The 23413-nt window shown below is 58.4% G+C and carries 23 protein-coding genes; 20 read left to right on the plus strand and 3 right to left on the minus strand.

What is annotated here, in order from left to right:
• The first annotated feature begins 2 nt into the window (after positions 1–2).
• The 14 genes from fdx (at position 3) to AABC73_RS06305 (ending at position 12442) form a co-directional block, all read left to right on the plus strand.
• On the plus strand, positions 3–344 hold the full coding sequence (gene fdx / locus AABC73_RS06240) for an ISC system 2Fe-2S type ferredoxin (protein WP_065835151.1): 342 nt from the start codon (positions 3–5) through the stop codon (positions 342–344).
• Positions 345–356: 12 nt separating this feature from the next.
• Complete coding sequence (iscX, locus tag AABC73_RS06245) at positions 357–557, plus strand: Fe-S cluster assembly protein IscX (protein WP_341522876.1); 201 nt, start codon at positions 357–359, stop codon at positions 555–557.
• 95 nt (positions 558–652) lie between these two features.
• Entirely contained in the window at positions 653–1078 is a 426-nt protein-coding gene (gene ndk / locus AABC73_RS06250) for a nucleoside-diphosphate kinase (RefSeq protein WP_331151647.1), read from the plus strand.
• Between the two features lie 32 nt (positions 1079–1110).
• Positions 1111–2259, plus strand: a complete 1149-nt coding sequence (gene rlmN, locus AABC73_RS06255) for a 23S rRNA (adenine(2503)-C(2))-methyltransferase RlmN (protein WP_331151648.1) — start codon at positions 1111–1113, stop codon at positions 2257–2259.
• Between the two features lie 26 nt (positions 2260–2285).
• Positions 2286–3044, plus strand: coding sequence for a type IV pilus biogenesis/stability protein PilW (gene pilW, locus AABC73_RS06260; protein ID WP_341522877.1), 759 nt, complete (start codon positions 2286–2288; stop codon positions 3042–3044).
• Positions 3044–4033, plus strand: coding sequence for a RodZ family helix-turn-helix domain-containing protein (locus AABC73_RS06265; protein ID WP_341522878.1), 990 nt, complete (start codon positions 3044–3046; stop codon positions 4031–4033). Before pilW ends, AABC73_RS06265 begins: the two co-directional genes overlap by 1 nt.
• Positions 4034–4036: 3 nt before the next feature.
• Complete coding sequence (gene ispG, locus AABC73_RS06270; protein WP_341522879.1) at positions 4037–5146, plus strand: flavodoxin-dependent (E)-4-hydroxy-3-methylbut-2-enyl-diphosphate synthase; 1110 nt, start codon at positions 4037–4039, stop codon at positions 5144–5146.
• A gap of 24 nt (positions 5147–5170) precedes the next feature.
• Positions 5171–6460, plus strand: a complete 1290-nt coding sequence (gene hisS, locus AABC73_RS06275) for a histidine--tRNA ligase (RefSeq protein ID WP_065835145.1) — start codon at positions 5171–5173, stop codon at positions 6458–6460.
• 39 nt (positions 6461–6499) lie between these two features.
• On the plus strand, positions 6500–7141 hold the full coding sequence (locus AABC73_RS06280; RefSeq protein WP_341522880.1) for a tetratricopeptide repeat protein: 642 nt from the start codon (positions 6500–6502) through the stop codon (positions 7139–7141).
• A complete protein-coding gene (bamB, locus tag AABC73_RS06285; protein ID WP_341522881.1) occupies positions 7134–8285 on the plus strand; it encodes an outer membrane protein assembly factor BamB in 1152 nt (383 codons plus the stop codon). The genes AABC73_RS06280 and bamB overlap by 8 nt, the downstream gene beginning before the upstream one ends.
• A 141-nt stretch (positions 8286–8426) precedes the next feature.
• Positions 8427–9899 carry a ribosome biogenesis GTPase Der gene (der, locus tag AABC73_RS06290; RefSeq protein ID WP_065835143.1) on the plus strand — a complete coding sequence of 491 codons (1473 nt, stop codon included), beginning with the start codon at positions 8427–8429 and terminating at the stop codon, positions 9897–9899.
• A 118-nt stretch (positions 9900–10017) separates the two neighbouring features.
• Positions 10018–11166, plus strand: coding sequence for a pyridoxal phosphate-dependent aminotransferase (locus AABC73_RS06295; protein WP_341522882.1), 1149 nt, complete (start codon positions 10018–10020; stop codon positions 11164–11166).
• Positions 11154–11945, plus strand: a complete 792-nt coding sequence (locus AABC73_RS06300; protein ID WP_341522883.1) for an amidohydrolase — start codon at positions 11154–11156, stop codon at positions 11943–11945. The genes AABC73_RS06295 and AABC73_RS06300 overlap by 13 nt, the downstream gene beginning before the upstream one ends.
• Before the next feature lie 74 nt (positions 11946–12019).
• A complete protein-coding gene (locus AABC73_RS06305) occupies positions 12020–12442 on the plus strand; it encodes a hypothetical protein (RefSeq protein ID WP_341522884.1) in 423 nt (140 codons plus the stop codon).
• Between the two features lie 103 nt (positions 12443–12545).
• On the opposite strand, the gene leuA is transcribed toward AABC73_RS06305, so the two are convergent.
• The 3 genes from leuA to xseA form a co-directional block, all read right to left on the minus strand.
• The gene (leuA, locus tag AABC73_RS06310) at positions 12546–14219 is read right to left on the minus strand and encodes a 2-isopropylmalate synthase (RefSeq protein ID WP_341522885.1); all 1674 of its coding nucleotides are present in this window, start codon (positions 14217–14219) and stop codon (positions 12546–12548) included.
• A 504-nt stretch (positions 14220–14723) separates the two neighbouring features.
• Positions 14724–15560, minus strand: a complete 837-nt coding sequence (locus AABC73_RS06315) for a peptidoglycan DD-metalloendopeptidase family protein (protein ID WP_341522886.1) — start codon at positions 15558–15560, stop codon at positions 14724–14726.
• A gap of 6 nt (positions 15561–15566) precedes the next feature.
• Positions 15567–16946, minus strand: a complete 1380-nt coding sequence (xseA, locus tag AABC73_RS06320) for an exodeoxyribonuclease VII large subunit (protein ID WP_341522887.1) — start codon at positions 16944–16946, stop codon at positions 15567–15569.
• A gap of 229 nt (positions 16947–17175) precedes the next feature.
• Between xseA and AABC73_RS06325 the strand changes: the two genes are divergently transcribed.
• The 6 genes from AABC73_RS06325 to AABC73_RS06350 all read left to right on the plus strand — a co-directional run bounded on the left by AABC73_RS06325 (position 17176) and on the right by AABC73_RS06350 (position 22937).
• Positions 17176–17955: a sulfite exporter TauE/SafE family protein gene (locus tag AABC73_RS06325; RefSeq protein WP_341522888.1), complete on the plus strand. Its 780-nt coding sequence runs from the start codon at positions 17176–17178 to the stop codon at positions 17953–17955.
• A 71-nt stretch (positions 17956–18026) separates the two neighbouring features.
• Positions 18027–18575, plus strand: coding sequence for a sugar ABC transporter ATPase (locus AABC73_RS06330; RefSeq protein WP_341522889.1), 549 nt, complete (start codon positions 18027–18029; stop codon positions 18573–18575).
• Positions 18576–18669: 94 nt separating this feature from the next.
• A complete protein-coding gene (gene guaB / locus AABC73_RS06335; RefSeq protein WP_341522890.1) occupies positions 18670–20139 on the plus strand; it encodes an IMP dehydrogenase in 1470 nt (489 codons plus the stop codon).
• A 102-nt stretch (positions 20140–20241) separates the two neighbouring features.
• Positions 20242–21819, plus strand: a complete 1578-nt coding sequence (gene guaA / locus AABC73_RS06340; protein WP_020292216.1) for a glutamine-hydrolyzing GMP synthase — start codon at positions 20242–20244, stop codon at positions 21817–21819.
• Between the two features lie 549 nt (positions 21820–22368).
• Entirely contained in the window at positions 22369–22539 is a 171-nt protein-coding gene (locus tag AABC73_RS06345) for an acetyltransferase (protein WP_272632379.1), read from the plus strand.
• Complete coding sequence (locus AABC73_RS06350; RefSeq protein WP_341522891.1) at positions 22539–22937, plus strand: type II toxin-antitoxin system death-on-curing family toxin; 399 nt, start codon at positions 22539–22541, stop codon at positions 22935–22937. The genes AABC73_RS06345 and AABC73_RS06350 overlap by 1 nt, the downstream gene beginning before the upstream one ends.
• Positions 22938–23413 lie beyond the last annotated feature (476 nt).

Genomic DNA, 23413 nt, shown 5'->3' on the forward strand with positions numbered 1-23413 from the left:
TGATGCCGCAGATCATTTTTCTGCCTCACGCAGTACTGTGCCCGGAAGGTCTGGTTGTTGAGGCGGCACCCGGCACCTCCATTCTCGAACTGGCTCATGAGCACCACATCGAGATCGAAAGTGCCTGCGGTGGCGTCTGCGCCTGCACCACTTGTCACTGCGTCATCCGCGAGGGTTTCAACTCGCTGGAAGAGGCTGACGAGCTGGAGGAAGATATGCTCGATAAAGCCTGGGGCCTTGAGCCACAATCGCGTCTTTCCTGCCAGGCCATCGTCGGCACTGAAGACCTGACGGTCGAGATCCCGAAATATTCGCTTAACCATGCAGCCGAAGCGCCGCACTGACAAGGAGCTGTCATGAGTCTTAAATGGGTTGATGTGCTGGATATCGCCATCCAGCTCGCGGAAAGCAAGCCGGATGTCGATCCGCGCTATGTCAATTTTGTTGAGCTGCAGCGCTGGGTTATAGCCCTGCCTGAGTTCAGCGATGATCCGACGCGTGGTGGCGAGAAGGTCCTTGAAGCCATTCAGGCTGCCTGGATCGAAGAAGCTGACTAAGCTCTGTCATTCACGCAGTTAGGCAATCCCCCGGAACCCGCGTATAATTCGCGGGTTTAATTTTTCGCTTTAATCATTGTTTCTGGAGTTTCACCATGGCTGTTCAACGTACTTTCTCGATCATCAAGCCTGACGCCGTTGCTAAAAACGTAATCGGCGAAATCACCACTCGCTTTGAAAAAGCAGGCCTGCGCGTTGTTGCTTCGAAACTGAAGCAACTGTCCAAAGCCGAAGCTGAAGGTTTCTACGCTGAGCACAGCGCTCGCGGTTTCTTCGGCGATCTGGTTGCGTTCATGATCTCCGGTCCTGTTGTTGTTCAGGTACTGGAAGGCGAAGAAGCCATCGCTAAAAACCGCGAGCTGATGGGCGCTACCAACCCTAAAGAAGCTGCTGCCGGTACTATCCGCGCTGATTTCGCTGATTCCATCGACGCCAACGCTGTTCACGGTTCCGATTCCGAAGCAGCCGCTGCTCGCGAAATCTCGTACTTCTTCGCAGCTACCGAAGTAACCACTCGCTAAGTCCTTTTGACTAACGAGTGAAGGGTGAATTCATGATTGCATCGACTGGCAAGACAAACCTGTTGGGTCTGACTCAACTGGAAATGGAAAAATTCTTCGATTCGATCGGGGAGAAGCGCTTCCGTGCCGGTCAGGTCATGAAGTGGATTCACCACTTTGGCGTCGATGATTTCGACGCCATGACGAACGTCAGCAAGGCCCTGCGCGAAAAGCTCAAGGCCTGTGCCGAAGTTCGTGGCCCTGAAGTCGTCAGCGAGGACATCTCCACCGATGGCACCCGTAAATGGGTGGTACGTGTCGAGTCCGGCAGCTGCGTCGAAACGGTCTACATCCCCCAGGGCAAACGCGGCACCTTGTGTGTTTCGTCCCAGGCGGGTTGTGCGCTGGATTGCAGTTTCTGCTCTACCGGCAAACAAGGCTTCAACAGCAACCTCACCGCCGCCGAAGTCATCGGTCAGGTGTGGATTGCCAACAAATCCTTTGGCAGCGTCCCGGCTACCGTCGACCGTGCCATCACCAACGTGGTGATGATGGGCATGGGTGAGCCGCTGCTGAACTTCGATAATGTCATTGCCGCCATGCATCTGATGATGGATGACCTGGGCTATGGCATTTCCAAGCGCCGGGTCACGCTGTCTACCTCCGGCGTGGTACCGATGATCGACGAGCTGGCCAAGCACATCGACGTCTCCCTGGCCTTGTCGCTGCACGCGCCCAATGACGCGCTGCGCAACCAGTTGGTGCCGATCAACAAGAAATACCCGCTGAAAATGCTCCTCGAATCCTGCCAGCGCTACATGAAGACCCTGGGTGAGAAGCGCGTGCTGACCATCGAGTACACCATGCTCAAGGACATCAACGACAAGGTCGAGCATGCGGTCGAGATGATCGAGCTGCTCAAGGACACACCTTGCAAGATCAACCTGATCCCGTTCAACCCGTTTCCGCATTCGGGTTACGAGCGTCCGAGCAACAACGCGATCCGTCGTTTCCAGGATCAGTTGCATCAGGCGGGTTACAACGTCACTGTGCGTACCACCCGTGGCGAAGATATCGATGCGGCCTGTGGTCAGTTGGTCGGCCAGGTCATGGATCGGACTCGTCGCAGCGAGCGTTACATCGCTGTGCGTGAGTTGAGTGCCGAGGCCGATGTGGCCCAAAGCGCCGCGACTCGAACCTGATCGCAATCTTGACCGAGAGAATCTCAATGTCCGTGCGTGCCGCGCTGCTGCTCTGTTTCATGACGATGCTGGCGGGCTGCGTGTCATCGGGCAATATCGACCCGATGAGCACTGGCAAGGGCCGCGATGCGGCTCGTCAGGCGTACGTGCAATTGGGTCTGGGTTATTTGCAGCAAGGCCAGACCGAGCGGGCCAAGGTGCCGTTGAAAAAAGCGCTGGACCTGGACAGTTCCGATGCCGACGCCAATGCCGCGCTGGCCCTGGTTTTCCAGGTTGAAATGGAAACGGAACTGGCGGATCAGCACTTTCGCAAGGCCTTGTCTTCGCGCAAGGGCGATGCCCGGATCCTCAACAACTACGGCAGTTTTCTCTACGAACAGGGCCGTTACAAAGAGGCCTACGCACGCTTTGAAGAAGCGGCTTCGGATTCGCTTTACCCGGAACGCTCCCGAGTATTTGAAAGCCTGGGCCTGACGGCGGTAAAGCTGGGCGACCGTGAAGCGGCGCTGAATTATTTCACCAAGGCCTTGCGCCTGGACCGCCAACTGCCACGATCATTGCTGGAAATGGCTGAGTTGTCGTACGAAGACAGGCATTATGTGCCCTCGCGCGACTATTACGACCGTTTTAGCCAACTGAGCGAGCAAAATGCACGTAGTCTATTGCTCGGTACGCGATTGGCAAAAGTCTATGACGATCGCAACAAGGCAGCCAGTTTCGGGTTGCAACTCAAAAGACTCTATCCCGGTACGCCGGAATATCAGCAATACCTGTCGGAGCAATGATGAAAGCGGTGCATCCCGAAGTTGTAGCAGCCACTCGCGTTAACCCTGGTGAAACACTGCGTCAGGCCCGTGAGAATAAGAACTGGTCGCTGCCAGATGTCGCCTTGAGGATGAACCTCACCGTAACGTCTCTGAGCAACCTTGAGGCTGGCGACTTCGATAAGCTGCCCGGGCACACGTTTGCCCGCGGTTATGTGCGCGCCTACGCCAAGTTGCTGGAGCTGGATCAGACCGCGCTGGTCAACCAGTTCGATCAGTACACCGGCACCGACGGCAAGGGCTCAGCTGTTCATGCGCTGGGCCGCATCGAAGAGCCGGTTCGGCTCTCACACAATATTTTGCGCATCGTCAGCCTGCTGTTGCTGGTGGTGCTGGTGGGTGGCGGTTTCCTTTGGTGGCAGGATCAGGCTTCCCAGCGTGGCAAGGATCCGGTCAGCTTGACGCCTGAACATGTGGAAGTCGAAAGCGCAGACGGCACCACGCAGATTCATCCGCTGGACGAGCCTGAAGATCAGGCCGTGACCGAATCATTGGGCAGCAATCAGTCGTCATTGCCGTTGAATACCGGTACGCCTGCGACGGAAGCGCCTTCATCGGCCCCGGCCCCTGCTGCGCCTTCCACCTCGGCAAACGTTCCACTGCATACGCCGACTACGCCGTCCGTTCCGGCGCGTGGTACGCCAGCCGTTCCAGGCACGCCGGCAACTACGCCAGACGTCACGGAAGCAGCGCCGGAAATCCCCGCTGGTGCTGGTCAAGTGGCTATGCAATTTACGGCTGATTGCTGGACTCAGGTGACCGAAGCGGGCGGCAAGGTTCTTTTCAGTGGCATGAAACGCAAGGGCGACAGCCTCAACGTCAACGGCAAGCCGCCTTTGACGCTGCTGCTAGGGCATCCACCCGGTGTTTCGGTCAACTACAATGGCCAGCCGGTCGATTTGTCGTCGTTCACCAACGGCAAAACCGCTCGTCTGAAGGTAGGGCAATAATTCATGCACGGCGAATCTCCGATCAAGCGTCGCGTATCCCGTAAAATCTGGGTCGGCTCGGTTCCGGTCGGTGGCGATGCGCCAATTGCCGTGCAGAGCATGACCAACAGCGACACCAATGATGTCGCGGCCACGGTCGCGCAAATCAATCGCCTTGAAGCTGCGGGTGTGGATATCGTGCGCATTTCGGTGCCCGATATGGACGCCGCTGAAGCGTTCGGTCGTATCAAACAGCTGGTCAAGGTGCCGCTGGTTGCCGATATCCACTTCGATTATCGAATCGCCTTGCGCGTTGCCGAACTGGGTGTCGATTGCCTGCGGATCAATCCGGGCAACATCGGTCGTGAAGACCGGGTTCGCGCGGTGGTGGATGCGGCCCGTGATCGCGGCATCCCGATCCGGATCGGCGTGAACGCCGGTTCCCTGGAAAAAGACCTGCAGAAAAAATACGGCGAACCAACGCCTGCCGCGCTGGTGGAGTCCGCTTTGCGGCACGTCGAACACCTTGAACGCCTGAATTTCCCGGACTTCAAGGTCAGCGTGAAAGCCTCCGACGTGTTCATGGCCGTCGAGGCCTATCGCCTGCTGGCCAAGGAAATCGTCCAGCCGTTGCACCTGGGTATCACCGAAGCCGGTGGCCTGCGTTCAGGCACAGTGAAATCCGCCGTTGGCCTCGGTATGCTGCTGGCCGACGGGATTGGCGATACTATCCGCATCTCGCTGGCCGCTGACCCGGTCGAAGAGGTGAAAGTCGGCTACGACATCCTCAAATCGTTGCACCTTCGTTCCCGTGGCATCAACTTCATCGCCTGCCCCAGCTGCTCGCGGCAGAACTTCGATGTGGTCAAGACCATGAATGAACTGGAAGGGCGTCTCGAAGATTTGCTGGTGCCGCTGGACGTTGCCGTTATTGGTTGTGTGGTCAACGGTCCGGGTGAAGCCAAGGAAGCGCATATCGGGCTGACTGGCGGTACGCCGAACCTGATCTACATCGATGGCAAGCCGGCGCAGAAGCTGACCAATGACAATCTGGTGGATGAGCTGGAACGCTTGATTCGCCAGAAAGCGGCCGAAAAGGTCGCAGCCGACGCAGCGCTCATCGCGCGCGGCTAACCCAAGAATTGTTAAGGATTTTTTGTGAGTAAGTCTCTGCAAGCCATTCGTGGCATGAACGATATCCTGCCCGAGCAGACCCCGTTGTGGCGTCATTTCGAAGGTACCGTCTCGCGTTTGCTGGATAACTACGGTTACCGGCAGATTCGCATGCCCATCGTGGAGTTCACCGATCTGTTCAAACGCTCCATCGGCGAAGTCACTGACATCGTTGAAAAGGAGATGTACACCTTCGAAGACCGCAATGGCGATTCGCTGACCTTGCGTCCTGAAGGTACCGCCGCGTGCGTGCGTGCGGTGCTTGAACACGGCATCACTGGCGGTGGCCAGGTGCAGAAACTCTGGTACATCGGGCCGATGTTCCGCCACGAACGCCCGCAGAAAGGCCGCTATCGCCAGTTTCACCAGATTGGCCTGGAAGTCTTCAACCTGGACGGCCCGGACATCGACGCAGAGCTGATCGTCATGACCTGGCGCCTGTGGAAGGAGCTCGGCATTCGCGACGCGGTGAAACTTGAGCTGAACAGCCTGGGCACCAGCGAAGCGCGTGCGCGTTATCGCGATGCACTGGTGGAATTCCTCTCGTCGCGTCTGAGCGAGCTGGATGAAGACAGCCAGCGTCGCCTGAAAACCAATCCGTTGCGTGTGCTCGATACCAAGAATCCGGAAACCCAGGCCGTGCTGGTCGATGCGCCGAAACTGGCGGATTACCTGGACGATGAGTCGCGCATCCATTTCGAAGGCCTCAAGGCGCGTCTGGATGCGGTCGGTATTCCTTACGTGATCAACCCGAAGCTGGTGCGCGGGCTGGACTATTACAGCAAGACCGTTTTCGAGTGGGTCACCGACAAACTCGGTTCCCAGGGCACGGTATGCGCCGGTGGTCGTTACGACGGTCTGGTTGAGCAAATGGGCGGCAAGCCAACGCCGGGCGTCGGTTTCGCCATGGGTATTGAGCGTCTGGTGCTGTTGCTGGAAACCCTGGAGCAGATCCCGGAAGAAATTTCCCGCCAGGTGGATGTTTATCTGTGCGCGTTCGGCGAAGCTGCCGAGCTGGCTGCGTTGGCCCTGACCGAACGGGTCCGTGACCAGCTGCCAACCTTGCGTTTGCAGGTCAATGCCGGTGCCGGTAGCTTCAAGAGCCAGTTCAAGAAAGCCGACAAGAGCGGCGCACTGTTTGCCCTGATCCTCGGTGAGGAGGAACTGGCGCAGCAGGTAATCGGTGTCAAACCCCTGCGTGGTCAGGGCGAACAACAAAATATTGCCTGGGATGCTCTGTCCGAGCACCTGGCCTCCTGCGTTGTGCAGGGTTGAAGCTGATTAACAGCCGATTTAGCGAATAGGAGTATTGGGGTGTCGCGTACCGAAGATGAAGAGCTGGCGGTGATGAAGGACTGGTGGCAGCGTAACGGCAAACCCCTGTTGACTGGCGGTTTGCTGGCGTTGGTCATTGTCCTTGGCTGGCAGGCGTGGAGCAGATACGAGAGCAATCAGTCGCAAGGTGCCTCCGCGTTGTACCAGCAATTGCTGGAAACCGCGCTGACGCCCAGCGGCCAGGCCGACATCGCACGTGTCGCCGATATCGCCAACAAGCTGAAAAGCGAGTTCGGTGGCACGGCTTACGCACAGTACGGCAGTCTTTTCGTCGCCAAGGTGGCGGTGGACAATGCCAAGCTGGATGACGCAGTCGCCGAGCTGAAACTGGTCACCGACAAGCCGGCCAGCGACACGCTGGGCGAAATCGCCCGTCAGCGTCTGGCTCGCGTCTTGGCGGCACAGAACAAGACCGAAGATGCCCTGAAACTGCTGGAAGGCGATGCCGACAAGGCGTTCCTGGCCAGTCGTGAAGAACTCAAGGGTGACCTGCTGGTACAGCTGGGTCGCACTGACGCTGCGCATGCTGCATACCAAAAAGCCAAATCCGCGCTGTCTGAAGAAGCAGCCGTAGGTGGCCTACAAATGAAGCTCGACGACTTGGCCAAAGGGGATGCGTGACGTGATGCGTTGGAAACATGCAGCATTGCTGGCTCTGGCCATTTTGGCCGCGGGTTGCAGCAGCAACAGCAAGAAAGAATTGCCACCGGCCGAGCTGACCGACTTCAAAGACGAAGTGGTCCTGCACAAGCAGTGGAGCCGTTCGATCGGTGACGGTCAGGGCAAAACCTACAACATGCTGGTTCCGGCTATCGACGGCGACCGCATCTTCGCCTCGGACGTGACTGGCGTGATCATGGCGCTGGATCGTCTGAACGGCGATGTGGTCTGGAAGAAAGACCTCGAACTGCCGGTTTCCGGCGCCGTCGGTGTCGGCTACGGCATGCTGATGGTGGGTACGCTCAAGGGCGAAATCGTCGTCCTTGACGAAGCCACCGGCGAAGAAAAATGGCGCGCTCGCGTGACCAGTGAAGTGCTGGCTCCGCCTGCCACCAACGGTGACGTGGTGGTTGTCCAGACCCAGGATGACCGCGTGATCGGCTTCGATGCCGCCACCGGCACCCAGCGCTGGATCTACGAAAGCACGCCTGCAGTATTGACGCTGCGCGGTACTGGCGCGCCGATCGTGACCAATCACCTTGCGGTGGCTGGCCTGTCGACCGGTAAAATCGTTGCGCTGGACACAGCCAGCGGCGTGCCGGCCTGGGAGCAGCGCGTTGCTATCCCGCAAGGTCGCTCGGAGCTGGAACGCGTTGTCGATATCGACGGCGGGCTGCTGCTTTCCGGTGGCACCTTGTACGTTGCCAGCTACCAGGGCCGGGTTGCCGGTCTGGAACTGGAAAGCGGTCGGGTACTCTGGCAGCGTGATGCATCCAGCTACGCCGGTGTCGCCCAGGGTTTTGGCAGCGTCTACGTCAGCCTGGCCAACGGCACCGTCGAAGGTATCGATGAGCGTTCTTCTACAGCACTGTGGAGCAACGATGCCCTGGCTCGCCGCCAACTCGGCGCGCCGGAAGTTTATTCCAGTTACGTTGCGGTCGGCGACATGGAAGGCTATCTGCACCTGTTGAGCCAGGTAGATGGTCGCTTCGTGGGGCGTGAGCGCATTGACAGCGACGGCCTGCGTGCCCGTCCGCTGGTAGTTGGCGACATGATTTATGTGTTTGGCAACAGTGGCAAGCTGGAAGCCCTGACCATCAAGTAAAGACTGTCTATGCTTGAGGTCCTGGACCTCTCGCAACCCCGCTCCGGCAGGGTTTGCAGCGCCGCAAGGTGCTGCTCCGAACTCCGGCCGCTGCCCTGCAGCGGCTTTTGTATTTTCTGAAATAACGAAGTGGAGAGCCGCATGGTTCCCGTAATCGCCCTGGTGGGTCGACCGAACGTCGGCAAGTCCACCTTGTTCAACCGCCTGACCAGGACCCGCGACGCTATCGTCGGCGATCTGTCCGGTCTGACCCGTGATCGCCAATACGGTGAGGCCAAGTGGCAAGGGCGCTCCTACATCCTGATCGATACCGGCGGTATTTCCGGCGACGAGCATGGCATGGATGAAAAAATGGCCGAGCAATCGCTGCTGGCCATCGAAGAAGCTGATGTCGTGCTGTTCCTGGTTGACTCCCGTGCCGGTTTCACCGCTGCGGACCAGATGATCGGCGAGCACTTGCGCAAGCGTGGCAAGCGTTCCTACGTGGTCGCCAACAAGGTCGACAACATCGATCCGGAAATGGCCCGCGCCGAATTTGCCCCTCTGGGCATGGGCGACGCCATCCCGGTCGCGGGTGCACACGGTCGTGGCATCAGCCAGATGCTGGAAATCGCCCTCAGCCAATTCCCGAAAGACGAAGGGGAAGAGGAAGAGGAAGGCGAAGCTGAAGTTGTCGCCGAAGGCCAGGAAGCCAAGCGCATCCCGGGCCCAAGCGAAAAAGACGGCATCAAGATCGCCATCATCGGTCGTCCCAACGTTGGCAAGTCGACGCTGGTCAACCGCATGCTGGGTGAAGACCGGGTTATCGTGTACGACGAGCCCGGCACCACCCGCGACAGCATTTATATCCCGTTCACCCGCAACGACGAAAAGTACACGCTGATCGACACCGCCGGTGTGCGCAAGCGCGGCAAGATCCACGAGGAAGTTGAAAAGTTCTCGGTGGTGAAAACCCTGCAGGCCATCAAAGACGCCAACGTGGTGATCTTCGTGATGGACGCCCGTGAAGGTGTGGTCGATCACGACCTCAACCTGCTGGGCTTCGCCCTGGAGTCCGGTCGTGCGCTGGTCATCGCCCTGAACAAGTGGGATGGCATGGTGCCGAGCGAACGCGACTTCGTGAAGACCGAGCTTGAACGCCGGTTGTTCTTCGTCGACTTCGCCGATATCCACTTCATCTCGGCCTTGCATGGCACGGGTGTGGGTAACCTGTATCAGTCGGTGCAGAACTCGTTCAAGTCCGCCGTTACCCGTTGGCCGACCAGCCGCCTGACCCAGATCCTTGAAGACGCGGTCAGCGAGCATGCGCCGCCGATGGTGGGCAGTCGTCGTATCAAGCTGCGTTATGCGCACTTGGGTGGCGCCAACCCGCCGTTGATCGTGATCCACGGTAACCAGGTCGAAAAAGTACCCAAGTCTTACGTCCGTTACCTGGAAAACACTTACCGCCGCGTGCTGAAACTGGTCGGTACGCCGATCCGTATCGAGTTCAAAGGCGGCGAGAACCCGTACGAAGGCAACAAGAACACGCTGACTGACCGTCAGGTCAACAAGAAGCGTCGAATGATGTCGCACCACAAGAAAGCCGACAAGAAGCGTCGCGACAAGCGCTGATTCTGTAACAGGCTTTCTCCGAAAAGGCGCTAATCGCGCCTTTTTTTATGCGCGCTCTATGGGCTATTCTGCATGACCCGTGCCACCGTGGAGCCGGGCGTTCAGTTGAGAAGGCACCATGATTACGAGCAAGCTGCCCAACGTCGGCACCACCATTTTCACCGTCATGTCCCAGCTCGCAGCCGAGACCGGCGCGATCAATCTTTCCCAGGGTTTTCCGGATTTCGATGGCCCGCAAGCGCTGCGCGATGCGTTGAGCCGTCATGTTGCCGAAGGTCATAACCAATACGCGCCAATGACCGGTTTGCCCGCGTTGCGCCAGCAGGTTGCAGCCAAGATAGCGCGCAACTACGGCCGTCAGGCCGACCCGGAAACAGAAATCACCATTACGCCGGGCGCTACCCAGGCGATTTTCTGCGCGATCCAGACCGTGGTTCAGCCCGGCGATGAAGTCATTATTTTTGACCCGTGCTACGACAGCTATGAACCGTCTGTGGAGTTGGCGGGCGGGCGTTGTGTGCATGTGCAGTTGACGCTGGGTGACTTTGCCATCGACTGGCAGAAACTCAGCGATGCGCTCAGCCCGCGTACCCGCATGATCGTGATCAACAGCCCGCATAATCCCAGCGGCGCCTTGATCACCCGCGCCGATCTGGATCGTCTGGCCGCGCTGATTGCCGATCGCGACATCTATCTGCTCAGCGACGAGGTCTATGAGCATCTGGTGTTCGACGGTGTTCAGCACGCCAGCGTGTTGGCGCATGAAGAACTGTATCAGCGCGCCTTCGTGGTCAGCTCGTTCGGCAAGACGTATCACGTCACTGGCTGGAAAACCGGCTATGTGGTTGCGCCTCCGGCATTGACTGCCGAGCTGCGCAAGATCCACCAGTACGTGAGTTTCTGCGGTGTCACGCCGTTGCAGTACGCGTTGGCCGATTTCATGGCGGAGCATCCCGAACACGTCGAAGAACTTCCGGCGTTCTATCAGGCCAAGCGGGACTTCTTCTGCGACCGACTGAAGACGTCGCGCTTCAGCTTCACGCCAGTCGGCGGCACCTATTTCCAGTTGGTGGACTATTCGCAAATCCGGCCGGACCTCAACGACGTGGACATGTCGCTGTGGATGACCCGCGAGCACGGCGTCGCGAGCATTCCAATTTCCGTGTTCTATCAAAGCCCGCCTGAAGGCCAGCGGATCATTCGCCTGTGCTTTGCCAAGCGTGAAGAAACGTTGCGTCTGGCAGCGGAGAAGTTATGCGCGATCTAAGCCAGTTGCCGAACCTGAATCTGGCGTTGGTCCAGACCTCTCTGGCCTGGCATGACCGCCTGGCCAATCACGAGCATTTCGCCATGCTGCTGGACCCGCTCAGCGGTGCTGATCTGGTGATCCTGCCCGAAATGTTCACCACGGGGTTTTCCATGGCGTCGGAAACCCTGGCGGAACCGGAATTCGGGCCCACCGCCAAGTGGATGCTCGCCCAGGCCAAGCGCCTGCAAGCGGTGGTCACTGGCAGCATCATCGTCAAGGCGGCTGACGGCAGCCATCGCAACAGGTTGCTGTGGGCGCGCCCGGATGGGGAATTGCTGCATTACGACAAACGCCACCTGTTCCGCATGGCTGGCGAGCATGAGCACTACAGTCCGGGTGACCAGCAGGTGCAGTTCGAACTCAAGGGCTGGCGGATTCGCCCGCTGATTTGCTACGACCTGCGATTCCCGGTGTGGAGCCGCGATGCGCAGAACACCGATCTGCTGCTGTACACCGCTAACTGGCCGGGCGCACGGCGTCTTCAATGGAATCGTCTGCTGCCCGCGCGGGCCATTGAGAATCTTTGCTACGTCGCTGCGGTGAACCGCACCGGTACCGACGGCAAAGGCTTTGCTTACACCGGCGACAGCCAGGTCCTGGATTTCCAGGGTGAAAGCCTGTTCAGCGCGGGTGAAGCCGAGGGCGTGTTTGAGGTGTCGTTGAATGCGGCGGAACTTGCGGCTTATCGCACAAGGTTTCCTGCCGATCTCGATGCCGATACATTCGAGATACATTAATTGTGTTCAGTTGTGTCTGAGTTTGCCGATACGCCGTCTATCCATTACTGAATGTTTCTTTTCGGGAGTACGGCATGACCACGATCAGCACGTCATCACTCAGCTCATACGCAGCGGCGTTCAGCGTCACCGTCAAGAAAGACGATGCCGCAACCACTGCCGCCTCGACTGATGCGGTCGCGGCGGCCGATGACAGCAGCAAGCGCACAACCGTCGCTGTTAATGCAACGGGCGCTGGCGGTGCCGCTGGTAGTTCGACTTCCGATGCCACTCAACAAAGCATCGACCAGCTCAAAGAACAGATCAAAGAGACTGAAAAGCAGCTGCAGAAAGAACAGCAGCAGTTGGCTGCTGCACAGAACGGTCACGGTTCTGATGCAGAGAAAGCTCAGCGAGTGATGGCGATTCAGACTCAGATAGCCAGCACCACTGCGTTGTTGCAATCCCAGCAGGCCGCGTTGATCCAGCTAACAGGTGGCGTTAACACCACGGCGTAAGGCGGTCTGCCGTCGGAAACAGATATTCACTGATCCGCAAAAACAGCCTCAAACGAAAAGCCCGAAGCAAATGCTTCGGGCTTTTTCGTTGCGCTCAGGCGTTTCAGGCAGCCTTTGCAGCTTCTGCCTGGCTCAACGAACGGTTCAGTGCGCTGAACAGGGCGCGGAAGCTGGCGGTGGTGATGTTTTCATCGATGCCCACGCCGTGGATCGCTCGTTCACCGTTCACACGCAGTTCGATGTAGGCAGCGGCTTTGGCCGTGGTGCCTGCGCCGATGGCGTGCTCGTTGTAGTCCATGATTTCCACGCCCACCGGCAGGCTTGAAACCAGCGCTTCCAGCGCGCCGTTGCCTTTGCCTTTCCAGCGTTGGGTTTCGTCGTTGACGCTGACTTCTGCATCCACGGCGCTGGTGTTGTTCTCTTCCTGCAGGCGATGACTGATCAGCGCGTAAGGCTTGTTGGCTTGCAGGTATTCGCGTTTGAACAGCGCGTAAATCTGCTGCGCCGACATTTCCAGGCCCAGGCGATCAGTTTCGCCCTGCACGACCTGGCTGAATTCGATCTGCATGCGGCGCGGCAACGAGATGCCGTATTCCTGTTCCAGCAAGTAGGTGATGCCGCCTTTGCCGGACTGGCTGTTGACGCGAATCACCGCCTCGTAGCTGCGCCCGATATCTGCCGGGTCGATTGGCAGGTAAGGCACTTCCCACAATTCGTCCGGTTTCTGCTGGGTGAAACCCTTGCGAATGGCGTCCTGGTGCGAGCCGGAGAACGCGGTGTGGACCAGATCGCCCACGTACGGGTGACGCGGGTGAACCGGAATCTGGTTGCACTCTTCAACGACTTTGCGCACGCCGTCGATGTCGGAGAAGTCCAGCTGCGGATTGAGGCCCTGGGTGTACATGTTCAACGCCACGGTCACCAGATCCACGTTGCCGGTACGTTCGCCGTTACCGAACAAGCAACCTTCAACACGATCCGCGCCAGCCATCAGGCCCAGCTCGGTGGCCGCAACGCCAGTGCCACGATCATTGTGGGTGTGCAGGCTGATGATCACGCTGTCACGGCGGCTGATATTGCGGCAGAACCATTCAATCTGGTCGGCATAGATATTGGGCGTCGCCACTTCAACCGTGGCTGGCAGGTTGAGGATGACTTTGTTCTCAGGCGTCGCGTTCCAGACTTCGATGACCGCGTCGCAGACTTCCTTGGCAAACTCCAGTTCGGTAGCGCTGAAGGTCTCTGGCGAATATTCGAAAGTCCACTGCGTGTCCGGTTGTTCGGCAGCGTATTTGACGAACAGCTTGGCCGCACTGACCGCGATCTCTTTGACGCCGGCCTTGTCCTGATTGAAGACGATGCGGCGGAAGGATGGGCTGGTGGCGTTGTACAAGTGAACGATGGCTTTCTTCGCGCCGCGCAGGGATTCAAAGGTGCGGGCGATCAGGTCTTCACGGCCCTGGGTCAACACCTGGATCGTGGTGTCATCCGGAATGTGGTCGTCTTCGATCAGGGTGCGAACGAAGTCGAAGTCAGTCTGCGATGCTGCCGGGAACGAAGCTTCGATTTCCTTGACGCCGACGCTGACCAGCGTCTTCCAGAAGCGCAGCTTCTTGACCGCGTCCATTGGCTCGATCAACGACTGGTTGCCATCACGAAGGTCGGAGCTGCACCAGATCGGCACTTCGGTAATGGTTTTTGAAGGCCAGGTGCGATCCGGCAAATCAATAGTCGGGAACGCGCGGTACTTCTTGGACGGGTCTTTGAGCATGGTCATGGGGAAATCCTTGGGTTCTTGCGGGGCCGGGTAAAGGCGGCCAACCGATAATTCGAAAAGACAGGGGCGAGGCACCGCAATCTAGCTTGGCAGTCGCGCACTGACCAGGCTGAGACAGCAATGTTGCCGCAACAGAATGAGGGTTTGGGAGGTATTCATGACGTCAACCGTAACCATTGAGGTGAAAGTTGGCAAGCAGTTGGAAAAAATTGAGAGAAAGTCGCGTTTTCGATGAAAGTCTGTGCTTAAGTAGCGCGTAATTGATGTTTTAAAGGTTTTTATTGCTGAGTCATAAAGCTGGGCGCAATTGGAGAGGCGGTGCGGCAGGATTTATTCGGGAAGAGGGCATCAGGCGGTGTGCATGTGCCGATCCTGTGGGAGCGTTCGGAGGTTACGACGGCCGCGATGCGGTGTGTCAGGCAGATTGCTATTGCTGCCTCGCGCTGCTCGTAAGCTCCCACATTGGGGGTGTCGCCCAATATGGAATCTCCCGCAGGACCGCAGTCAAGGCTGAAACGCCCCGATAAATATCGCCGGATCAACCCGTGCATCGTTCAGGCTGACGTTCCAGTGCATGTGCGGCCCCGTCGCGCGGCCGGTAGCACCGACTTTGCCCACCACGCCGCCGCGTGCTACCGCGTCGCCGACTTTTACATCGATCTTCGACATGTGGCAGAACATGCTGATGAAACCCTGGCCGTGGTCGACGAACACGGTGTTGCCGTTGAAGAAGTAGTTGCCGGTCAGAATCACTTTACCCGCCGCCGGAGATTTGATCGGCGTGCCAGCGGGAACAGCAAAGTCCAGGCCTGCGTGAGGGTTGCGTTCTTCGCCGTTGAAGAAGCGCCGCACGCCAAACTTGCTCGACAGCGGACCGTTGACCGGCTTGTCCAGCAGCAGATTGCTTGGAGTGGTGGGTGTGAAGGAGCGGTAGGCGGTGATCTGTTCTGCCAATTCGCCTTCGATGCGTTTCAGGTCGGCAGGATCGGGATTCACCTGACGCTTGTTCTGCAGCGTGATGTGCTGTTCCGGGTATTTCTTGCTGCCGACACTGAACGCCAGATTGCGGACGCCGCTGGCCTCCCTGATTGCCAACTGCTGTGAGCCCGGCTTGACGGTCAATGGCACGCCGACAATCGCCAGCCAGCGACTGTCCTGCTCCCGGACCACCAGCACCGGCTTGCCTTGATAGGTGGCTTTCGGCGCCTGCGCGCCGGTGCCCAGATCGACCACGGCAACGCCGCCGGGCACTGGCTTGTTCAGTAAGCGCGTGATGTAACTGTCGGCCTGGGCGGGCAGGCACAGAAAAACAGTAAGCAGCGGAGCTAGAAATCGCAGCATCAATAATCAATCCAGAAGAGAAAGGGTGACGGGCGTCAGGTGATTGTCTTCGACCCTGACTTGCAATTCGCCTTCACCCAGGCGTGCCGTCAAGCGCTGGCCGGTTTGGGTCTGCGCGGCATTGCGAATCGCGTGGCCGCGCTCGTCGAGCAGAATGCTGTAGCCGCGACCCAGCGTCGCCAGCGGGCTGACCACGTGCAGGGTTTGCACCTGGCTTTGCAGTTGAAGATGGCGGGTCTTGAGCGTGTCGCGCATGGCTTTGGGCAAACGTGCGGCCAGCCCGTCCAGGCGCTGACGCAGGAAGGCGAGGGCGCGCCCCGGATGCTGGGCGGCAAGGCGGCTTTCCAGATGAGCGATGCGCACCTGACGCTTGTGCATTTGCTGCTCGAAAGCGCGGCGCATACGCATGTCCAGATCATCCAGGCGTTGCGCTTGCTGGCGCAGGCGTTCTCCGGGATGGCGCAGGCGGCGGGAAATACCTTCCAGGCGCAAACGCTCGCGCATGAGCTTGTCCTGCATGCGACTGACCAGCCGGCGGTGCAGATTGTCCACGCGGCGATGCAGGTCGCTTGAGTCCGGGGCCAGCAGTTCGGCGGCGGCAGACGGCGTCGGCGCGCGAACGTCAGCCACGAAGTCACTGATGGAAACATCGGTCTCATGCCCGACCGCGCTGACAATCGGCGTCACGCAGGCATCGATGGCGCGGGCCACCGCTTCTTCGTTGAAGCACCACAGGTCTTCCAGCGAGCCGCCGCCACGGGCCAGGATCAGCGCGTCGAAACCTCGGGCGTCGGCCAGTTTCAGCGCGCGGACGATCTGCGCGATGGCGTCGCGGCCTTGCACGGCCGTGGGAATCAGGGTCAATTGCACTTGCGGCGCGCGGCGGTGGAACACGCTGATGATGTCGCGAATCACCGCGCCGGTGGGCGAGCTGATAATGCCAATGCGTTGCGGATGCAGCGGAAGTGCGACCTTGCGTTCGGCACTGAACAGGCCTTCAGCGCTGAGCTTTTCTTTCAGGGCATCGAACGCCAGGCGCAGCGCGCCATCACCGGCAGGCTCCACGGTATCGAGGATCAGCTGATAGTCGCCACGCCCCTCGAACAGCGAGACCTTGCCGCGCACCTTGACCTGCAAACCGTCCTTGAGCGCCTGGCGAACCCGCGCCGCACTCTGCCGGAACAGCGCACAACGTACCTGCGCGCCGGAATCCTTCAGGGTGAAGTAGACGTGGCCGGAGGCCGGGCGCGACAGATTGGAGATCTCGCCCTCGACCCAGATATTGCTGAATACATCCTCCAGCAACACCCGCGCGCGGCCGTTGAGCTGGCTGACAGTAAGGACTTCCCGGTCGAGGCCGAGTCTTGCGAAGGGGTCTTTGATCATGGTGGGCATCATAATGGCAATGCCCGCCCTGCGCACTGTGGAGATACGACTATTCTGTAGGACCGGCTTTAGCCGGGAGCGAGGCGGTATATCCCATGCATTCCCTGAATCAGATACGATGCTCTCCCGGCTAAAGCCGGTCCTGCGGGCGTGGTAGCGCAGTGCCAGGGATCTATAGAAGCAGGCAGTTTGTTGCAGCTTGCCAGGTGTTTTTCAGGGAGGAAGTCTGGTGGGCAATATCGACATCATCGCCACATTCATGCAGCTGGGCTTGACGCCTTTCGACTGGCTGCTGATCGAGCTGGGCGTGCTTGCTGCTTATATAGTGTTCGGCATTGCCGGTTTCGGAACGGCGCTGGTGGCCGGGCCGATTCTGATCAATTTCATGCCGTTGTCGCGCATCATTCCGTTGCTGGTGATGCTGGATTTCATCGCCGCGTTCGGCAATCTGCTGCCTTCCCGGCAGTCGGTGGTCAAGTCCGAACTGGTACGCCTGCTGCCTTGCATGGCGGTGGGCTGCACGTTGGGCGTGCTGTTTCTGCTCAACCTCAAATCCGATGTGCTGCTGCTTTTAATGGGGCTGTTCATCACCGCCTACGCGCTGTACAGCCTGGCGGTGAAAGTGCGGCCAACACAATTGGCGGCGGGCTGGGCGATTCCCATGGGCACCGTCGGCGGGTTGTTCGGCGCTTTGTTTGGCAGCGGCGGCTTTCTTTACGCGATCTACCTCAACAGTCGGCTGACCGACAAGGCGCAGGTGCGGGCAACCCAGAGCGCGCTGATCAGCTGTAGCACCATCGTGCGTTTGAGCCTGTTTCTGATTGCCGGTGTCTACGCGCAGATTCCGCTGCTGGTCCTGGCGGTGTGCCTGTTGCCCGCGATGGCCGTGGGTTCGTGGATCGGCCGGGCGCTGACCATGAAACTGTCCCGCGAGACTTTCGTGCGGCTGGTGACCTGGTTGGTGCTGGTCAGTGGCGTCGCGTTGATCGGGCGGTATATGGCTGGCTGACCGCTGCACTTGACCTGAGGCGACGGGGGATTAAGCTGCCGCACTCGATAAGCCGCTTGTGAAACCTCGCCATGAACAGCCAAAGCATTCTTGTCCCGCAAATTTCCGGTTTTCCCGGACGTGAAGCCAGGGCGCGGTTGATTCTGCGCTGGCTGGTCAAGCTCAATGTGGTCGAGGCCGAACTGACCACCTGCGGTCGGACCTTCAATAAAATGGCCTACGCCATTGCGCCCGGTGCCCGCGCGGTGGTGGAAAACCCCGAAGCGCTGCCGTTCGGTCAACCCGTCAACGGCCTGGAGATCGTCACCAAACGCTGCATCTTCACCCCGCTCAATGACTTCGCCGAAGAGGCCGGTTGCCCGGAGTGTCGCAAGGAAATCGGCGAAGCGTTGTTCGACAGCCTGGAAGAATGGATGCCCGGCCATACCGACAACTTCATCTGCCCCGAATGCGGGCACGAAGACGACATCAATGGCTTCCTGTTCCTGCAAGCCTGCGGTTTTTCCAACCTGGGCTTCATCTTCAACAACTGGCTCGATGCGTCGTTCAAACAGAGCTTTCTGGATGACTTCGCCGAACGTCTGGATCGTCCGCTGTCTTTCGTCAAAGTCCGGCTATAAATGCCCTTGATAATAGCCTGAGGTTTACATTGAGCCGACGGGGCTGTCTGGGTATAATGGCGCGCTTCCAATTTCCCGCTCGGGAGCCCCCGCGATGCTGCGTATCAGCCAAGAAGCACTTACTTTCGACGACATCCTCCTTGTGCCCGGTTATTCCGAGGTGCTTCCCAACGAAGTTAGTCTGAAAACCCGTTTGACCCGTGGCATCGAACTGAATATCCCTCTGGTTTCCGCCGCAATGGACACCGTGACTGAGGCCCGTCTGGCAATTGCCATGGCTCAGGAAGGCGGTATCGGTGTGATCCACAAGAACATGACCATCGAGCAGCAAGCTGCCGAAGTGCGCAAGGTCAAGAAGTTCGAAGCCGGCGTGGTCAAGGACCCGATCACCATCGAAGCCGATGCCACGGTTCGTGACCTGTTCGAACTGACCCGCCTGCACAACATCTCTGGTGTACCTGTCCTGCACAATGGCGACTTGGTCGGCATCGTGACTTCTCGCGACGTACGCTTCGAAAACCGTCTGGATGTCCCTGTTCGCGAAGTGATGACGCCTAAAGAACGTCTGGTCACCGTGCGTGAAGGCGCCGACAAGTACGAAGTACGCGAATTGCTGCACAAGCACCGTCTGGAAAAAGTCCTGATCGTCGACGCCAAGTTCGCGCTCAAAGGCATGATGACCGTCAAGGACATCGAAAAAGCCAAGGCTTATCCGCTGGCCAGCAAGGACGACCAGGGTCGTCTGCGTGTCGGCGCTGCGGTCGGCACCGGCAAGGATACTGGCGAGCGTGTTGCTGCGCTGGTGGCTGCCGGCGTTGATGTGGTGGTGGTCGACACTGCCCACGGTCACTCCAAAGGTGTGATCGATCGCGTTCGCTGGGTTAAAGAGAACTTCCCTGACGTGCAGGTCGTCGGCGGCAACATCGCCACTGGCGCTGCCGCCAAGGCATTGGTTGCGGCTGGCGCCGATGCGGTCAAGGTCGGTATCGGTCCGGGCTCGATCTGCACCACGCGTATCGTTGCCGGTGTCGGCGTTCCGCAAATCAGCGCCATCGCCAACGTTGCCGCTGCCCTTGAAGGCACCGGTGTGCCGTTGATCGCCGACGGCGGCATCCGTTTCTCGGGTGACCTGTCCAAGGCCATCGTGGCCGGCGCAAGTTGCGTGATGATGGGTTCGATGTTTGCCGGTACTGAAGAAGCTCCGGGCGAAATCGAACTGTTCCAGGGCCGCTCTTACAAGGCTTATCGCGGCATGGGTTCGCTGGGTGCTATGTCCCAGGCCCAAGGCTCTTCGGATCGCTACTTCCAGGATTCGTCGGAAGGCGCCGAGAAGCTGGTGCCGGAAGGCATCGAAGGCCGCGTTGCCTATAAAGGCTCGCTGTCGGCGATCATCCATCAGTTGATGGGCGGCCTGCGTTCCTCCATGGGTTACACCGGCAGCGCCGATATCGAAGAGATGCGTACCAAGCCTGAATTCGTGCGTATCACTGGTGCCGGCATGGCTGAATCCCACGTCCATGACGTGCAGATCACCAAGGAAGCGCCGAACTATCGCGTTGGTTGATCCGGATTGCATCGTGGCTCGCCGCGATGCAACCCAACGAGTTTTATAGCCGGGGCTGTTACGCAGCCCCGTGTCGTTTCTGTTTTTTGACGAGAATGAGTCATGGCCCTCGACATTCACGCCCACCGCATCCTGATCCTCGACTTCGGTTCCCAGTACACCCAGCTGATCGCCCGCCGCGTGCGTGAGATCGGCGTGTATTGCGAACTGCATCCGTTCGACATGGACGACGAAGCGATTCGCGCATTCAACCCACGCGGGATCATCCTCGCCGGCGGCCCTGAGTCCGTACACGAAGCCAACAGTCCCCGTGCGCCGCAAGCAGTGTTCGACCTGAACGTACCGGTTTTCGGTATCTGCTACGGCATGCAAACCATGGCCGAACAACTGGGCGGTCGCGTCCAGGGTTCGGACATGCGTGAGTTCGGTTACGCCCGCGTCGACATCGTCGGCAAGAGTCGCGTGCTGGACGGCATTGAAGATCATGTCGATGCCGATGGCGTCTTCGGTCTGGATGTGTGGATGAGCCACGGTGATAAAGTCACCGAGATTCCTGCAGGTTTCCACATCCTGGCCAGCACCCCGAGCTGCCCGATTGCCGGTATGGCCGACGACACGCGTGGCTACTACGGCGTGCAGTTCCACCCGGAAGTGACCCATACCAAACAGGGTGGCCGCATCCTGTCGCGCTTCATCCTCGATATCTGCGGCTGCGAAGCCTTGTGGACGCCGTCGCACATCGCTGAAGACGCCATCGCGCAAGTCCGTGCCCAGGTCGGCACCGACAACGTGCTGCTGGGTCTGTCCGGCGGTGTCGATTCGTCCGTGGTTGCCGCGCTGCTGCACAAGGCCATTGGCGATCAGCTGACCTGCGTGTTCGTCGACAACGGTCTGTTGCGCTTGCACGAAGGCGAGCAAGTGATGGCCATGTTCGCCGAGAACATGGGCGTCAAAGTGATCCGCGCCAATGCCCAGGACCAGTTCCTGAACAATCTGGCGGGCGAAAGCGACCCGGAGAAGAAGCGCAAGATCATCGGCCGCACCTTCATCGACGTGTTCGACGCCGAGTCCTGCAAGCTGGACAACATCAAGTACCTGGCCCAGGGCACGATTTACCCGGACGTCATCGAGTCGGCTGGCGCGAAAAGCGGCAAGGCTCATGTGATCAAGTCTCACCACAACGTGGGTGGCTTGCCGGACGAAATGAACCTCAAGCTGGTCGAACCGCTGCGCGAACTGTTCAAGGACGAAGTGCGTCGTCTTGGTCTGGAACTGGGCCTGCCGTACGACATGGTTTACCGTCACCCATTCCCGGGCCCGGGCCTGGGCGTGCGGATCCTCGGTGAAGTGAAGAAAGAGTACGCCGACCTGCTGCGTCGCGCGGATCACATCTTTATCGAAGAACTGCGCAAGGCCGACTGGTATCACAAAGTCAGCCAGGCGTTCGTGGTGTTCCAGCCGGTCAAATCAGTCGGCGTGGTCGGCGATGGCCGTCGTTACGCATGGGTCGTTGCCCTGCGCGCCGTGGAAACCATCGACTTCATGACCGCACGTTGGGCGCACCTGCCTTACGAGCTGCTGGAAACCGTTTCCGGACGCATCATCAATGAAATCGAAGGCATCTCCCGCGTCACCTACGACGTGTCGAGCAAGCCGCCAGCGACTATTGAGTGGGAGTGAGCCTACGCCCCCTAAGGGGCCTGTGTTGACTAACAAAAATGCCCGCTGAGTTGCGGGCTTTTTGCATTTGTCACCCACCGAAACTGGCACACCTGTTTAAAGGCTGCTCAATACGATCACAACCTCAAGGCCGGGATGCGAGACATTTTGGATGTCTACGGTGAGGCCGCCAGGCTGGGTCAAGCTGGGCTCGCTGCTGCCGAGATGAGCCGCAAGGCCAGCCTTACGGATTAAGGGTTCGCGGCCTTTGAGAGTTCGCACGACAAGACGCCCGCCCGGACAGCGACCTTTGAATGATCGTTCTTTATACGAATGTGATTTTGGAGCCGTTACGACATTTGCCTGAGGCCAACGTGATTGAACGTATCGACGCACTACCGCTGCAGACGCTTTTCTGTCAGTAATGACTGATGCTAAGCCATGCGCTGGCGTGGCACTGATGCCAACCAGCAAGCGGCGTACGACGCAGTCGACGGCTCGGTGTATCTTGCCTCTCAGTGTGCTACCGTGTGAGCAGAAATTGATCAAACCGTTTGGGGTACTCAAGTCATGAACCACAAGCTGAACACTTATGGCGTATCCATAGTAGAGCGGCCTAAAGTTAAAGCCATCAAGAAGCTGGATTTGGGTGGCGAGTCGGGTAAGCAGATCGTTTATTCAGAAACCAAGCTCGTTCTCAGGACTCACAAGAAGACCTTTCAGAAGTTGGCTGACATGTAATGGAATTGATCTTCTTTCCATTTGAACGTGTTATCGAGATAAACACTCAGATCTTGACTACCGAGCCCGGCATGAAGGGGCCGGTAAATATCCCGCTTTTACAAGGCGCGCTGGCTCGAATCGACAACGCGATTGCCTATAATGGCCTTGACGATGTATTTGAAATTGCCGCCAAGTACACTGCCAGTATCGCGCAAGGCCACGCACTGCCTGATGCTAACAAGCGCACCGGGCTTGCAGTCGGCTTGGAGTACCTTTCGCTTAATGATTATGAAATTACCCTAGATAATGATTTGATAGCGGATGCCGTTAGGGATTTGGTTATCGGCGATATCAATGAGCATGATTTCGCTGATGTTCTTTACTCCTGTTTCATCGCTTCTCAAAATCAGGTTTAGCATCAGGAAGGCCGGTCAAATTCACTGGCTCGATTAGCCGCAGTCATGATTAGGTAATAGCAAAGTTTTCCAGGCCGATTCGTCATATGCAGTTGAACTGCTGGTGAAGTTGTAACTGATGGCCATTCAGATTAATGCCCGCCCGTCCCGGAGCATCAGCTACCGGCTGCCATTGCTATGAGGGAGGCTGGCTGGGCCTCGTGAGTACTGTTTTTTTTGCGTGGTGATATTCATGGGTCGCTTTTCGTCTGTTGACAACTGATTGTAAATACCCCCCTCTTCGCAGTAAAAAAGCCCATTTGGTAGTGGGCTTCTATATTGTCTCGATTGAAAAATGAATTATTAAGATTGGGGTTTTTGGTGGGCGCCGAGGCTTTCGATGTGTGAAGTGGTCAAAGCAGAATCTGTAAAATCCGGCTTTACTAGCTTGGTATTTTTCGTGGTATAGGGAGTAGCGATCACGGTTACTCACTGAT

The sequence above is a fragment of the Pseudomonas sp. G.S.17 genome (assembly GCF_038096165.1).
GTDB lineage: Bacteria > Pseudomonadota > Gammaproteobacteria > Pseudomonadales > Pseudomonadaceae > Aquipseudomonas.